This window comes from Enterobacter sp. E1, assembly GCF_016809815.1.
Taxonomy (GTDB): Bacteria; Pseudomonadota; Gammaproteobacteria; order Enterobacterales; family Enterobacteriaceae; genus Enterobacter; species Enterobacter adelaidei.
In genome coordinates this window covers 61,849-74,886 of sequence record NZ_JAFBJM010000006.1, presented here as the reverse complement: position 1 = coordinate 74,886, position 13,038 = coordinate 61,849, and the positions used below count along the sequence as shown (strand labels likewise).

Sequence of the window (13,038 nt, the reverse complement as noted above, 5' to 3'; positions counted from 1 at the left end):
CACATTGTTATTCGCTCAAACACGCTCAAGGATCATGGCAATGCCCTGACCCACACCGATGCACATCGTACACAGCGCATAGCGCCCGTTGCGTCGATGCAATTCATTGCTTGCGGCCAGCGCCAGTCTGGCACCGCTCATCCCCAGCGGGTGGCCTAACGCAATAGCGCCCCCGTTCGGGTTAACGTGAGCGGCATCATCGGGTAACCCTAACTGACGCAGCACGCCCAGTGCCTGCGAAGCAAAAGCTTCGTTAAGCTCGATGACGTCCATATCGTTGATACTGAGTCCGGCTCGCTCCAGCACTTTGCGGGTGGCAGGTACCGGGCCTAAGCCCATCAGACGCGGTTCCACGCCTGCCGTCGCCATCGCCACAATACGCGTACGCGGGACTAATCCCTGCGCGAGCGCCATCTGTTCACTGGCGACGATCAGCGCCGCTGCGCCGTCGTTCACGCCAGAGGCATTCCCCGCCGTAACCACCCCATTTTTACGAAACGGTGTTTTCAGTCCGGCTAGTTGTTCAAGTGTCGTATCCGCCCGTGGATGTTCATCCACGCTACATTCCGTTACCGCGCCTTTTTTACCCGGCACCAGCACTGGCACAATCTCCTGTGCCAGAATACCGTTCTGCTGCGCCCTGGCGGTTCTCTGCTGGCTGCGTAGCGCAAAAGCATCCTGATCGGCACGGCTGATATTTAACAATTCAGCTACATTCTCTGCCGTTTCCGGCATACTGTCAGTTCCGAAGTGCTGATGCATGAGCGGATTCACAAAACGCCAGCCGATGGTGGTATCAAAGATCTCTGCCTGACGCTGAAATGCGGCGGTGGCTTTCCCCATCACAAACGGCGCGCGGGACATGGACTCCACGCCGCCTGCCAGCAACAGATCGCCATCGCCTGCCTTAATAGCGCGGGCTGCAAAGCCAATCGCGTCCAGCCCCGAACCGCACAGGCGGTTAATGGTGGTACCGGAAACCGTCTGCGGCAATCCCGCCAGCAGGGACGACATGCGCGCCACGTTGCGGTTGTCTTCCCCCGCCTGGTTGGCGCAACCGAGGATCACATCATCAATCCGCTCCAGATCAAGCTGCGGATAACGCGCCAGCAGCGCCCGCAGCGGAACGGCCCCCAGATCGTCAGCGCGAACTGCGGAAAGTGCGCCGCCGTAACGCCCCACCGGGGTTCGTACGCCATCACAAATAAATGCATCACGCATCAGGCTTCTCCTGTCACACTGCCGCCAATGCGGTGCGATTTTCCGCGAAAAAGGGCGACGGTTTTCTGTTGTTGATTCTGAATTTCAATGTCATACACGCCGGTGAGTTTGCCCTGATGCTTTACCCGCGCGGTGGCGGTCAGCGTATCCCCGGCAAAGCCCGGACGCAGAAAATCAATCGAGCAACCGGAGGCGACCGCCGCCAGCCCCTGGCTGTTGCAGGCGTAGGCAAAGGCGGTGTCCGCCAGCGAGAAAAGCTGTCCGCCGTGACAGGTTTTGTGGCCGTTTAGCATCTGCGGGGTGATGGTCATCGTCACCACCGCATAGCCTTCGTCCATTTCAATGATGTCGATTCCAAGCGCCTGCGCGCAGGCGTCCTTTTCGTACATCGTGCGGGCGTTATGCCAGGCGTTAGGACTCATAGCTACTCTCCAGAAGCGCACGCTGGCGCAGCAGTGAACAGGGACGATAACGTTCTTCACCGTAATGACGTTGCAGGTTCTCCAGCAGCGTCAGCAGACGTTGCCAGCCCAGACGCTCCCCCCAGGCAATCGGACCGCTCGGGTAGTTCACGCCGAGGCGCATGGCGGTATCAATATCCTTCTCGCTGGCCACCCCTTTTTGCAGGGCATCCAGCGCTTCGTTGGCAATCATCGCCAGCGTGCGCCAGACCAGCATGCCCGGATAATCGGCAATTTGTACGACCCGTTTGCCCTGCTGTTGCAGGTACCAGATGGCTTTTAACGTCGCGGTCTGCGGGTTGCTGGCTGCCGCCGCAATCACCGCCACATCGCGCTCAATACGGTCAACCATCACCACCGGGCAGTTAAGGCGCAACGCCAGCGCCTGAGCGGTTTCACCCTGCGTTTCCATCAGGTACACATCGTCAATTTCAGTGACACCGTCACTTTTCTTTTCGATGCGCATCGGACGATAACTGTCATCCACGTCCTCGACCCACTGCACGTCGGGTTTATCCCCTTGCCAGTCGTAAACGCCCTTTCCGCTTTTTTTACCGAGTCGCCCCGCCAGCACCAGCTCCTGCTGGACCAGCGAAGGCAGAAAACGGCGTTCCTGCCAGAAGGCGTTAAACACCGAACAGGTCACTGCAAAGTTAACGTCCTGACCAATCAAGTCTGTGAGTTCCAGCGGCCCCATCGGAAAACCGCCGCCTTCGCGCAGTGCGGCGTCAATCACTTCCGGCGCGGCCACCTGTTCTTCCAGTGCGCGCCAGGCTTCAGAGTAGAACGGACGTGCAACGCGGTTCACGATGAACCCCGGCGTTGACTGGCAGCGAACGGGTTGTTTCCCCCAGTTGAGCGCCAGCTCGCACAGCGCATCGGCCACTTCCGGAGAGGTCGCCAGCCCGCTGACCACTTCCACCAGCTTCATTACCGGTGCCGGGTTAAAGAAATGCAGTCCCGCCACGCGCTCCGGGTGGTGCACGTCGGCCGCAATCGCGGTAACTGAAATAGACGAGGTGTTACTGGTCAGCACCGTCTGAGCCGGGCAGACCGCGGCCAGCTGTGCAAACAGCGCCTTTTTCACCTCCAGACGCTCAGAAGCCGCTTCAATCACCAGATCTGCCGCCGAGAGTGCCTCGATATCGGTCACCGGCAGCAGTCTGGCCAGGATTTGGCTGCCAGCATCTGCGGAGAGTTTTCCTCGCGTCACCCGGGAAGCCAGACGCTGGCGAATGCCGTCAATGGCGCGCGAGATCGCATCTGCGGAGATGTCGTATATCAGGACGTGGTGACCATGGCTGGCCGCGACTTCGGCAATTCCGGCGCCCATCGTGCCGCTGCCAATCACGGCGACAGTGCGTATGTTCAACATCTTATTTCCCCGTAAAGTTCGGCGCGCGCTTTGCCAGGAAGGCGCTGACGCCCTCGCGGTAGTCGTCGCTGCGCCCGGCCAGGCGTTGATAGTCGCGCTCGAGATCGAGTTGCGCATCGAGGGTGTTGGTTTCCGCCGCGTTGATGGCCTGCTTGATCAACCCCAGACCAAACGTCGGCTGTGAGGCAAAATGCAGCGCCATCTGCTGTGCCGTGGCGGAAAGCTGCTCGTCGTCCACCACCTGCCAGATCATCCCCCAGGCCTGCGCTTGTTCGGCGCTGAGTTTGTCCCCCAGCAGCGCCAGCCCCATGGCGCGAGCGCGTCCGGCAACGCGTGGCAGCAGCCAGGTGCCGCCGCAGTCCGGGACTAACCCGAGCTTGCTGAAGGCCATCACAAAGTTGGCGGAACGCGCCGCAATGACCATGTCGCATCCGAGCGCCAGCGTAGCCCCGGCACCGGCCGCCACGCCGTTGACCGCGCAGATGACCGGCTTCGGCAGTTTTGCCAGGCGGCGCACCAGCGGGTTGTAAAACGTCTCCACGGACATGCCCAGATCCGGCGCCGGGCCGTTGGGGTCGACATTGCGGTCATTCAGATCCTGACCGGCACAGAAACCACGTCCTGCCCCGGTGATCAGCAGACAGCGGATGGTGTCATCACGCTCGGCCTGTTTCAGGCACTCCGAAAGCTGCTGATGCATCACGTCGTTAAAGCTGTTCAGACGCTCCGGGCGGTTCAGCGTAATGGTCATTACGCCTTGCTCTACGTTACTCAGGATAAATTCCACAATTAGCGTCCTTTAAAGTCGGGGGTGCGTTTCTGTAAGAAGGCATTGATACCTTCCCGGCGGTCTTCGGTCGCGGAAAGCAGCGTAAAAAGCTGACGTTCCTGTGCCAATCCTGCCTGCAATGGCACTTCCTGAGACTGGCGCAGCGCCTGTTTCGCGACCTGCAATGCCAGCGGCGAATGACGCGCCATCAATGCCGCCTGCTTCAGGGCATACTCCAGCGTCAGGGAGACCGGGAACACATCGCTGACCAGCCCAGCACTCAGCGCCTGTTGCGCGGAGAGACTTTCCCCGGTCAGCACCATTTTGCTGGCGAGGGATTTACCCACGCTGCGAATGAGACGCTGCGTGCCGCCCGCGCCAGGCATAATCCCGAGGGTGATTTCCGGCAGACCGAAACGCGCGTTATCCCCGGCGATCACCACGTCGCAGAGCAGTGCCAGTTCACATCCAGCCCCCAGCGCGAAGCCGTTCACGGCGGCAATCAGCGGTTTGTTAAATGCGTCTATCCGCTTCCACAGCTGCGGACGGATATCGTTCAACGTGGCCGGCAAGTCTTTATCTGCCATTTCGTTGAGATCCGCCCCGGCCGCGAAGCAACGCTCGTTGCCATAAATAACGCAGGCAGAAATGCCGCTATCACAGGCCGCCGCCTCAAGCTGTTCCGCAATCTGCGTCAGCAGCGAATTGTTGAGGGCGTTGCGTGCCGCCGGACGGTTCAGCGTCAGCTGCAACACGCGGCCATGGCGGGTGACAATCAGTTCGCTCATGCCATCCCCTTCGCGTCGAAATCGACGATCACGTCAGCGGTTAACGGCAGCGACTGACAGCTCAGCACATACCCGGCGGCCAGTTCGTCCGGCTCCAGGCTATAGTTGGTCACCATGTCCACTTTGCCGCGCAGCACTTTACATTTACAGGTGGCGCACACGCCGCCTTTACAGGCATACGGCAGATCCGCCCCCTGGCGCAGTGCGGCATCAAGAATACTTTCATCGTCCGCCGTCATGGTGATTTCACGGTCACGGCCGTCCTGACGAACGGTGACTTTCTGCCCCTCAGCCTGCACGCTAACCGTGCGTTTAGCCGCAGAGCCTGGCGTATTAAAACGTTCCAGATGGATGGCTTTTTCCGGCATCCCCAGCGCTTTTAATGTGCTTTCAGCCTCATCCATCATCGCCGACGGACCGCAGATAAACGCTTCATCGTACTGGCGGAAGTTGATCAGCGTTTTCGCCAGTGCCTGCAGTTTTTCCCCGTCAATACGACCATGGAGAAGATCGCTATCCAGACGCTCCTGGCTGAAGATGGAGACCAGCTGCAGCCGCTGCGGGTATTTGTCTTTCAGGTCCGCCAGGGCCTGGCGGAACATCATGCTCTGGCTGCTGCGGTTGCCGTAAATCAGGGTGAAATGACTGTTCGGTTCGGTGGCAAGCGTTGCGGATAAAATCGCCAGCATCGGGGTGATCCCGGAGCCTGCGGCAATCGCCAGATAGTGTCCTTCACGTTCCGCCTGCGGCTGGTAGCCAAACTGGCCCTGAGGAACCATCACCTCCAGCGCCATACCCTGTTTAATCTGATCCCGGGCATAGCGGGAGAATCGTCCGCCCTCGATGGCTTTGACCGCCACGCTGATCTCACCCGGTGCGCTACTCCGGCAAATGGAGTAACAGCGGCGCAGTTCATCCCCGCCCAGTTTCGTTTTCAGGGTCAGGTGCTGCCCCGGACGAAAGCGGTACGCGTCCTGTAATTCCTGCGGCACCGCGAAGGTGATCGTTACCGCATCACGGGTTTCGGGTTCCACTTTTGCCACTGTTAATGAATGAAACGTTGTCATGGCAGCCTCAAATACATTTGAAATAATCGAAAGGCTCACGGCAGGTGTTGCAGCGATAGAGCGCTTTGCAGGCCGTTGAACCAAATTCACTGATAAGCGAGGTATCGGTGCTCGCACAGCGCGGACACGTCACCTCAGCGGGCGCATGGGCATGGCAGCTGTGGCCGACCGGCGGGCTGATGCCATATTCACGCAGACGCTCGCGGGCATCGGCGGTCATCCAGTCGGTGGTCCAGGCGGGTTCAAGCTGGAGCACAATATGAACCGGCGTAAACCCGTGTGCGGTCATCGTTTCGCGGATAGCACCCAGCAGGTGTTCCGTCGCCGGGCAACCTGAGTAGGTCGGCGTGAAGCCAATGACCCAGCCTTCACCTTGCGGTGCGACGCTTCGCACCATGCCCAGATCGGTGATGGTTAACACGGGCACTTCCGGGTCCGGGATCTGGCTTAACAGCGACCAGATCTGCGGGATCTCCGCAGGTGCAATCTCAGCAAAACGCTGCATCATGACCTCCGCTATTACCACTGTTGACCCGGATACGCGCGCTGGAGATATTGCATTTCCGCCAGCATCGGGCCCAGATGTTCGGTATGTAGCCCTTTCTTGCCTCCGGTGCGATACGCCACTTCGTCGGGTACCTTCAGGTTGGCTTCTGCCAGGCCGGCAAACACTTCGCTTTCCCACGGCTGGCGCAAGGTGCGCGGTTCAACCGCCACGCCGGAGGCAATCAGCTCCAGCTCAACGTCATCGGCTTCGAACAGTTCGGCCGTAAAGCGCCACAGGTTATCGATGGCCTGCTGCATTTTTTGCGCGGAGGTTTCGGTGCCATCGCCCAGGCGCACCAGCCAGCCACGGCTAAAGCGCAGATGGTAGCGCGCCTCTTTAATGGCTTTTGCGGCAATGGCGGCAAGCTGACTGTCGCTGCTGTGTGCAAGGCGTTCATATAGCGCCACATTCCAGGCATCCATCAGGTACTGACGAGCAATCGTGTCGGCGAAGTTGCCGTTCGGCTGCTCCACCAGCAGTAAATTGCGGAACTGACGCTCGTCACGCCCAAATGCCAGCGTGTCTTCATCGCCCTGACCTTCCAGCTCCGCGGCATAGGTCAGGAAATTGCGCGCCTGACCCAGCAGGTCGAGACCGATATTGGCCAGCGCGAGGTCGATCTCAAGCTCCGGTGCGTGACCGCACCAGGCGCCGAGACGCTGCGAAAGCACCAGACCGTTGTCGCCCAGACGAAGGGCATATGCAGTGACTGTTTTCATCCCCAACCTCACATATGCTCGATGCCATCAGGAATGGTGTAAAACGTCGGGTGGCGGTAGACCTTGCTTTCCGCCGGGTCGAAGAACTCGCCGCTCTCTTCCGGCTGGGAAGCGATAATCTCGCTCGCCTTGACCACCCAGATGGAGCACCCTTCGCTGCGGCGGGTATAAGCATCACGCGCATTTTCCAGCGCCATGCGATCGTCAGCGGCATGCAGACTTCCCACGTGACGGTGGGACAAACCTTGTTTGCTGCGTACGAACACTTCGTACAGCGGCCAGTAGACATTGCTCATCGTGATTCCTCTCAAGCCACTTTGCGGGCATGTTGTTTTTCTGCGTGCGCCAGTGCAGCTTCACGCACCCACGCCCCCTCTTCCCAGGCCTTGCGTTTGGCGGCCAGGCGTTCGTGGTTACAGATGCCACGCCCGTTAATCACCTCTTCAAATTCCTGCCAGTCGATCTCGCCGAAACGGTAATGACCGCTCTCGTCGTCAAAACGCAGGTCGGGATCGGGCACCGTCATGCCGAGCATCTCCACCTGGGGAATGGTGTTGTCGACAAAACGCTGGCGAAGTTCGTCATTGCCGAAGCGTTTGATTTTCCAGGCCAGGCTGCGGGCGCTGTTCGGCGAGTTGTCATCGTTCGGCCCAAACATCATCAGTGCCGGCCACCAAAAACGGTTGATGGCGTCCTGGAGCATCTGGCGTTGGGCTTCACTACCCTGCGCCAGCGCCATGCAGGCTTCAAAGCCCTGACGCTGGTGGAAGCTCTCTTCTTTACAGATTTTCACCATTGCGCGGGCATACGGCCCATAAGAGGTCCGGCACAGCGCCACCTGGTTAACGATGGCGGCGCCGTCCACCAGCCAGCCGATCACGCCGATATCGGCCCAGCTCAGGGTTGGGTAGTTGAAGATGGAGGAGTATTTCATCTTGCCGTCGAGCATCTTCTGGTAGATGTCTTCCCGCGCGCAGCCCAGCGTTTCTGCCGCGCTATACAGGTACAAACCGTGTCCGGCTTCGTCCTGCACTTTCGCCAGCAGGATCGCTTTACGACGCAACGTCGGTGCGCGGGTGATCCAGTTACCTTCGGGCAGCATGCCGACAATTTCGGAGTGCGCGTGCTGGCCAATCTGGCGGATCAGCGTCTTGCGGTAGGCCTCAGGCATCCAGTCCTGGGGCTCTATCGCCGTCTCCTGCGCTATGCGCTGCTCAAACCGTTGTTCTTGCGTCACGTCATCACCTTTATGATTCGTTAGTTTGCAATCTAAAGCGAAATGTTGAATCACTTTGTTTTTTAAAAGTTACACAAAGGTTAAATATAACCCCAAGAATTGTTTCCTGGTTTTGTGATGCCGCTCGCAAGGCTTTTACAGCACACCCTAACATCCGGGCTTTTGCGCACTGCACTTCATCAGTGCCGGATCACAATGTTAACAAATCATTAAAACTCAGCTTGATTTTTATGATTCACGATCAAACTATTAATGGTGAATTTTCGTAACATTTGGAGATAAGCGATGCAGCAGTTAGCCAGCTTCTTGTCCGGTACCTGGCAGTCTGGCCGGGGCCGCGAACGCACTATTCATCACGCCATCACTGGCGAAGCGCTGTGGAGCGTGACCAGCGAAGGGCTGGATATGGCGGCCGCCCGTCGCTATGTCATTGAGCACGGCGGCGAAGCACTTCACAAAATGACCTTTATCGAACGTGCTGCCATGCTGAAGGCGGTGGCGAAACATCTGCTTAGTCACAAAGAGACGTTTTATGCCCTGTCCGCCCAGACCGGGGCGACAAAGGCAGACAGCTGGGTGGATATTGAAGGCGGTATCGGTACCCTCTTCACCTATGCCAGCCTGGGCAGCCGCGAACTGCCGGATGACACACTGTGGCCTGAGGATGAGTTGATCCCTCTGTCGAAGGAAGGTGGTTTTGCCGCACGCCATGTCCTGACGTCAAAATCGGGCGTGGCGGTTCATATCAACGCCTTTAACTTCCCGTGCTGGGGCATGCTGGAAAAACTGGCCCCTACCTGGCTCGCCGGGATGCCTGCCATCATCAAACCCGCTACCGCCACAGCGCAGGTGACCCAGGCGATGGTGAAATCCATTATCGACAGCGGCCTGGTACCGGACGGCGCCATCAGTCTGATCTGCGGTGGCGCAGGGGATCTGCTGAATCATCTCGACAGCCAGGACGTGGTGACGTTTACCGGCTCCGCCAGTACCGGGCAAAGCTTGCGTGTGCACCCGAATATTGTGGCGAATTCCATTCCCTTCACCATGGAAGCTGACTCCCTGAACTGCTGCGTACTCGGGGAAGACGTTACGCCAGACCAGCCAGAATTTGCCCTGTTCATTCGGGAAGTGGTCCGTGAAATGACCGCCAAAGCCGGACAGAAATGTACGGCCATTCGCCGGATTATCGTCCCGCAAAGCCAGCTCGATGCCGTCAGTCAGGCGCTGATTGCGCGTCTTGAAAAAGTCGTGGTGGGTGACCCGGCGCAGGAAGGGGTGAAAATGGGCGCGCTGGTGAACAGCGAACAGCGTGCGGACGTTCAGGAGAAAGTGGATCAGCTGGTTGCCGCAGGCTGTGAAATCCGCCTGGGGGGCAAAGCGGATTTGCAGGCTACTGGTGCCTTCTTCCCACCGACCCTGCTTTTCTGTCCGCAGCCGGATGAAACACCGGCAGTTCACGCGACTGAAGCCTTTGGTCCGGTTGCGACCCTGATGCCGTATCGCAATGCAGTCCACGCGATGCAGCTTGCCCGCGCGGGCGGTGGAAGCCTGGCCGGGACGCTGGTCACTGCGGATCTGGCAACCGCCCGCCAGTTTATTGCCGGCGCGGCACGCGCTCACGGACGTATTCAGGTCCTCAATGAGGAATCCTCGAAAGAGTCTACCGGCCACGGTTCTCCGCTTCCTCAACTGGTCCACGGTGGTCCAGGTCGCGCGGGCGGCGGTGAAGAGCTGGGCGGCCTGCGGGCAGTGAAGCACTATCTGCAGCGCACCGCCATTCAGGGCAGTCCATCCATGCTGGCTGCCATTGGCAAACAGTGGGTGCGCGGTGCCGACGTGCAGGAAGACCGCGTTCATCCGTTCCGTAAATACTTCGAGGAGTTGCAGCCGGGCGACAGCCTGCTGACGCCGCGTCGTACGCTCACAGAAGCGGATATCGTGAACTTTGCCTGCCTGAGCGGCGATCACTTTTACGCGCACATGGACAAGATTGGCGCGGCAGAGTCAATCTTTGGCGAACGCGTGGTCCACGGTTATTTCCTGATTTCCGCCGCAGCAGGATTGTTCGTTGATGCGGGTGTCGGGCCGGTGATTGCCAACTACGGCATGGAAAACCTGCGCTTTATCGAGCCGGTTAAACCGGGCGATACCATTCAGGTGCGCCTGACCTGCAAACGTAAAACGCTGAAGAAACAACGCACCGCCGAGGAAAAACCGACGGGCGTGGTGGAGTGGGCCGTTGAGATTTTTAACCAGCATCAGCAGGCCGTGGCGCTCTACTCCATTCTGACGCTGGTGGCGCGCCAGCAGGGTGACGCCTGACTCTTTTCTCTCTCGCACGTTGACCGGGGTGTGATGCCACCCCGGTCTTTTTTTAACCTGGCAAGACTGACAAATAATCTGGCAGATGCAGGCAAACGCTTTTCTCAGGCGCCTGTCAGGATAAGGCTGTCACCACACAATAAACACAACAAGATGAGGTCTACGATGGGAAGCAATTCTTCTTTTTCTGCCCGTAGAACGGCACTGGCTATGGCTGTTGCGCTGTGTTGCGCCTGGCAATCCCCTGTTTTCGCTCACGGCAGCGAGGCGCACATGGTCCCGATGGACAAAACGCTGCAGGACTTTGGCGCGGATGTCCAGTGGGATGATTACGCACAACTGTTCACCATCGCGAAAGACGGTGCTTTTGTGAAGGTCAAACCGGGGGCGAAAACCGCTATCGTCAACGGTAAAACCCTCAAGCTGCAGGTACCGGTGGTGATGAAAGGCAAAAAGGCCTTTATCTCTGACACCTTCATCAACGACGTTTTCCAGTCCGGCCTCGACCAGACTTTCCAGGTTGAAAAACGCCCTCACCCGTTAAACGCGCTAACGGCTGACGAAATCAAACAAGCCGTAGAGATCGTCAAAACCTCTGCGGATTTCAAACCGAATACCCGTTTTACCCAGATTGCCCTTGCTGAGCCAGATAAGACCAAAGTGTGGGACTTTGTGCTTAACGGTACGGCAGTGGATTCTCCCCGCCAGGCGAACGTGGTTATGCTCGACGGGAAGCACGTTATCGAAAGCCGGGTGGATCTGAAGGACAAAAAGATCCTGAGCTGGGAACCGGTAAAAGACGCACACGGCATGGTGCTGCTGGATGACTTCACCGCGGTTCAGCAGATCATCAACGAGAGCACTGAGTTTGCAGAGGTGCTTAAAAAACACGGTATCACCGATACGAAGAAAGTGATTACCACGCCGCTGACCGTCGGCTATTTCGACGGTAAAGACGGCCTGAAGCAGGAAGATCGCCTGCTGAAAGTGGTCAGCTACCTGGACGTCGGTGACGGTAACTACTGGGCGCATCCGATTGAAAACCTGGTGGCCGTAGTCGATCTTGAGCAGAAAAAAATCCAGAAAATTGAAGAAGGCGCTGTTATTCCGGTTCCCATGGCTCCGCGTCCGTATGACGGCCGTGACCGTATCGAAACAACGAAAAAGCCCCTTGAGATCGTCGAGCCAGAAGGCAAGAACTACACCATTACCGGTGATATGGTGCACTGGCAGAACTGGGATTTCCACCTGAGCCTGGATTCCCGCGTCGGCCCGATGATTTCGACTGTGACGTACAACGATAACGGCAAAAAGCGCCAGGTTATGTATCAGGGCTCCTTAGGTGGCATGATCGTCCCTTACGGCGACCCGGACGTGGGCTGGTATTTCAAAGCCTATCTGGATTCCGGCGACTATGGCATGGGCACCCTGACCTCTTCGCTGGTACGGGGGAAAGACGTGCCGTCTAACGCCGTGATGCTCAATGAAACGATCCCGGATTACACCGGTGCGCCAATGGAGATCCCGCGCGCAATCGCCATTTTCGAACGCTACGCCGGGCCGGAATACAAACACCAGGAGATGGGACAGCCAAACGTCAGCACCGAGCGTCGTGAACTGGTGGTACGTTGGGTGAGTACTGTCGGTAACTACGATTACATCTTCGACTGGGTATTCCATGAAAATGGCACCATTGGAATTGATGCTGGTGCGACGGGTATCGAAGCGGTGAAAGGCGTACTGGCGAAAACCATGCATGACGCCACCGCGAAAGACGACACCAAATACGGCACACTGATCGATCACAACATCGTGGGTACCACCCACCAGCATATCTATAACTTCCGTCTTGATATGGATGTGGATGGCATCAACAATAAACTGGTAGCGATGGATCCGGAGGTTAAACCTAACACCGCCGGTGGCCCGCGCACCAGTACCATGCAGATCAATCAGTACGACATTGATACCGAGCAGCAGGCGGCACAGAAATTCGACCCGGGCACTATTCGCTTGTTAAGCAATACCAGCAAAGAGAACCGCATGGGCAACCCGGTCTCGTACCAGATTATCCCTTACGCGGGCGGTACACACCCGGTAGCGACGGGCGCGAAGTTTGCCCCGGACGAGTGGATTTACCACCGGCTGAGCTTTATGGATAAGCAGCTGTGGGTCACCCGTTACCATCCTGATGAGTTGTACCCGGAAGGGAAATTCCCTAACCGTTCAATCCACGATACGGGCCTGGGGCAGTACAGCAAAGATAACGAGTCACTGAATAACCAGGATGACGTCGTCTGGATGACCACAGGGACAACCCACGTCGCCCGTGCCGAAGAGTGGCCGATCATGCCGACGGAATGGGTACATACTCTGCTTAAACCGTGGAACTTCTTTGACGAGACGCCAACGCTCGGCAGGAAAAAAGACGAACAGAAATAATCAGCAGCCGGGCGTAATGCCCGGTTTTTTTGCCTTTCATTTTGATGATTCATCCAACCTGCTTATAGTTAATGATATCTCACCTTC

12 protein-coding genes are annotated in these 13,038 nt (G+C 57.9%); 2 read left to right on the top strand and 10 right to left on the bottom strand.

The features are described from left to right. Positions 1 to 15: 15 nt before the first annotated feature. Genes pcaF through paaA form a run of 10 tightly spaced genes read right to left on the bottom strand, consistent with a single transcriptional unit; the run spans position 16 to position 8,184 of the window. A complete protein-coding gene (gene pcaF / locus JGF26_RS16065) occupies positions 16 to 1,221 on the bottom strand; it encodes a 3-oxoadipyl-CoA thiolase (RefSeq protein WP_129324816.1) in 1,206 nt (401 codons plus the stop codon). Continuing rightward, positions 1,221 to 1,643, bottom strand: coding sequence for a hydroxyphenylacetyl-CoA thioesterase PaaI (paaI, locus tag JGF26_RS16060; protein ID WP_049006797.1), 423 nt, complete (start codon positions 1,641 to 1,643; stop codon positions 1,221 to 1,223). The genes pcaF and paaI overlap by 1 nt, the downstream gene beginning before the upstream one ends. After that, entirely contained in the window at positions 1,633 to 3,057 is a 1,425-nt protein-coding gene (paaH, locus tag JGF26_RS16055) for a 3-hydroxyacyl-CoA dehydrogenase PaaH (RefSeq protein ID WP_134708363.1), read from the bottom strand. The genes paaI and paaH overlap by 11 nt, the downstream gene beginning before the upstream one ends. A gap of 1 nt (position 3,058) precedes the next feature. After that, complete coding sequence (gene paaG / locus JGF26_RS16050; RefSeq protein ID WP_128347900.1) at positions 3,059 to 3,847, bottom strand: 2-(1,2-epoxy-1,2-dihydrophenyl)acetyl-CoA isomerase PaaG; 789 nt, start codon at positions 3,845 to 3,847, stop codon at positions 3,059 to 3,061. Next, positions 3,847 to 4,614, bottom strand: coding sequence for a 2,3-dehydroadipyl-CoA hydratase PaaF (gene paaF / locus JGF26_RS16045; RefSeq protein ID WP_134708362.1), 768 nt, complete (start codon positions 4,612 to 4,614; stop codon positions 3,847 to 3,849). Before paaF ends, paaG begins: the two co-directional genes overlap by 1 nt. Next, entirely contained in the window at positions 4,611 to 5,681 is a 1,071-nt protein-coding gene (gene paaE, locus JGF26_RS16040; RefSeq protein ID WP_134708361.1) for a 1,2-phenylacetyl-CoA epoxidase subunit PaaE, read from the bottom strand. The genes paaF and paaE overlap by 4 nt, the downstream gene beginning before the upstream one ends. Before the next feature lie 7 nt (positions 5,682 to 5,688). After that, a complete protein-coding gene (gene paaD / locus JGF26_RS16035) occupies positions 5,689 to 6,186 on the bottom strand; it encodes a 1,2-phenylacetyl-CoA epoxidase subunit PaaD (RefSeq protein WP_028017547.1) in 498 nt (165 codons plus the stop codon). A 14-nt stretch (positions 6,187 to 6,200) separates the two neighbouring features. After that, complete coding sequence (gene paaC / locus JGF26_RS16030) at positions 6,201 to 6,947, bottom strand: 1,2-phenylacetyl-CoA epoxidase subunit PaaC (RefSeq protein ID WP_128347902.1); 747 nt, start codon at positions 6,945 to 6,947, stop codon at positions 6,201 to 6,203. An 8-nt stretch (positions 6,948 to 6,955) separates the two neighbouring features. Then, positions 6,956 to 7,243: a 1,2-phenylacetyl-CoA epoxidase subunit PaaB gene (gene paaB / locus JGF26_RS16025; RefSeq protein WP_006175064.1), complete on the bottom strand. Its 288-nt coding sequence runs from the start codon at positions 7,241 to 7,243 to the stop codon at positions 6,956 to 6,958. Between the two features lie 11 nt (positions 7,244 to 7,254). Continuing rightward, a complete protein-coding gene (gene paaA, locus JGF26_RS16020; RefSeq protein WP_028017549.1) occupies positions 7,255 to 8,184 on the bottom strand; it encodes a 1,2-phenylacetyl-CoA epoxidase subunit PaaA in 930 nt (309 codons plus the stop codon). 285 nt (positions 8,185 to 8,469) lie between these two features. On the opposite strand from paaA, the gene paaZ reads away from it, so the two are divergent. Beyond that, positions 8,470 to 10,509 carry a phenylacetic acid degradation bifunctional protein PaaZ gene (gene paaZ, locus JGF26_RS16015; RefSeq protein WP_134708360.1) on the top strand — a complete coding sequence of 680 codons (2,040 nt, stop codon included), beginning with the start codon at positions 8,470 to 8,472 and terminating at the stop codon, positions 10,507 to 10,509. Between the two features lie 165 nt (positions 10,510 to 10,674). Beyond that, on the top strand, positions 10,675 to 12,951 hold the full coding sequence (tynA, locus tag JGF26_RS16010; RefSeq protein ID WP_134708359.1) for a primary-amine oxidase: 2,277 nt from the start codon (positions 10,675 to 10,677) through the stop codon (positions 12,949 to 12,951). The last annotated feature ends 87 nt before the right edge of the window (positions 12,952 to 13,038 follow it).

Excerpts from the sequence above, each read along its gene's own strand:
- paaB (WP_006175064.1), bottom strand. The coding sequence starts at position 7,243 with ATGAGCAATGTCTACTGGCCGCTGTACGAAGTGTTCGTACGCAGCAAA.
- pcaF (WP_129324816.1), bottom strand. The coding sequence starts at position 1,221 with ATGCGTGATGCATTTATTTGTGATGGCGTACGAACCCCGGTGGGGCGT.
- paaH (WP_134708363.1), bottom strand. The coding sequence starts at position 3,057 with ATGTTGAACATACGCACTGTCGCCGTGATTGGCAGCGGCACGATGGGC.
- paaD (WP_028017547.1), bottom strand. The coding sequence starts at position 6,186 with ATGCAGCGTTTTGCTGAGATTGCACCTGCGGAGATCCCGCAGATCTGG.
- paaE (WP_134708361.1), bottom strand. The coding sequence starts at position 5,681 with ATGACAACGTTTCATTCATTAACAGTGGCAAAAGTGGAACCCGAAACC.
- paaI (WP_049006797.1), bottom strand. The coding sequence starts at position 1,643 with ATGAGTCCTAACGCCTGGCATAACGCCCGCACGATGTACGAAAAGGAC.
- paaC (WP_128347902.1), bottom strand. The coding sequence starts at position 6,947 with ATGAAAACAGTCACTGCATATGCCCTTCGTCTGGGCGACAACGGTCTG.
- paaF (WP_134708362.1), bottom strand. The coding sequence starts at position 4,614 with ATGAGCGAACTGATTGTCACCCGCCATGGCCGCGTGTTGCAGCTGACG.
- paaZ (WP_134708360.1), top strand. The coding sequence starts at position 8,470 with ATGCAGCAGTTAGCCAGCTTCTTGTCCGGTACCTGGCAGTCTGGCCGG.
- tynA (WP_134708359.1), top strand. The coding sequence starts at position 10,675 with ATGGGAAGCAATTCTTCTTTTTCTGCCCGTAGAACGGCACTGGCTATG.